The sequence below is a fragment of the Amycolatopsis sp. SID8362 genome (assembly GCF_010550475.1).
Classification (GTDB): domain Bacteria; phylum Actinomycetota; class Actinomycetes; order Mycobacteriales; family Pseudonocardiaceae; genus Amycolatopsis; species Amycolatopsis eburnea.
In genome coordinates this window covers 1-748 of the sequence record NZ_JAAGNB010001400.1, presented here as the reverse complement: position 1 = coordinate 748, position 748 = coordinate 1, and the positions used below count along the sequence as shown (strand labels likewise).

Sequence of the window (748 nt, the reverse complement as noted above, 5' to 3'; positions counted from 1 at the left end):
CGGCCTGCGGGCCGCGCTCGACGAAGCCGAGCCGCCCGTCTGGCTGGCCGAGGCGGACGGCGAGGTCCGCGCGCTGGCGCACTGCGCGTGGGTGGACTCGACGCCGGGGAGCGAGGCGGGCGAGCTGCTCCCGACCGGGCGCTGGGGCTACGTCAACAACGTCGTGACCGCGCCGGGCGAGCGCGGGAGCGGCTTCGGCCGGGCGCTGATGGCCCACGTGCACCGGGAGCTCCACCGGGGCGGCGCCACCCGGACGTACCTCTACTACAACCCGACCAACCCGCTGGCCTCGGTGTTCTGGCACCGGCAGGGCTACCGGCCGCTGTGGACGAGCTGGGAGGTGCGGCCCGCGTCGGCGCTGCGGTGAACCACCCACTCGTGTGACGTGCGTCCGGTGATCTTGCCGCCGGCTCCCCTCAGGACTACGTTTTTGCACTGACCGGTCAGTTCAAAAGTTCTCGAAGCGGGAGAAACCGTGCAGGTCCGAGCCGATCGCGTGTCCCTCGAAGGGCACCACGGCACCTTGTTACCGCCCACCTCGCTGACCTTCGGCGAGGGCGACCTGGCGATCGTGCACGGCGACCCCGGCGTCGGCGTCACGGCGTTCGGCCTCGCGCTGGCCGGGCGGCTCAAGCCGACCACCGGCACGGTGCACGCCGAGGGCGTCGACGCGGGCCTGACCGAGCTCGTCGCGGTCGTCGACGCGCCGGGCGTCAGCGAGCCCGACGACGCCCTGCCCCTGCGCGTG

General features: G+C 73.5%; 1 protein-coding gene and 1 pseudogene. Both read left to right on the top strand.

Annotated features, from left to right (window positions below; genetic code table 11):
- On the top strand, positions 1 to 367 hold a 367-nt coding region (locus G3I65_RS42905; protein ID WP_160701169.1), incomplete at its 5' end, for a GNAT family N-acetyltransferase.
- 108 nt (positions 368 to 475) lie between these two features.
- Positions 476 to 748, top strand: a pseudogene (locus G3I65_RS42900) (ABC transporter ATP-binding protein); the annotation flags it as partial.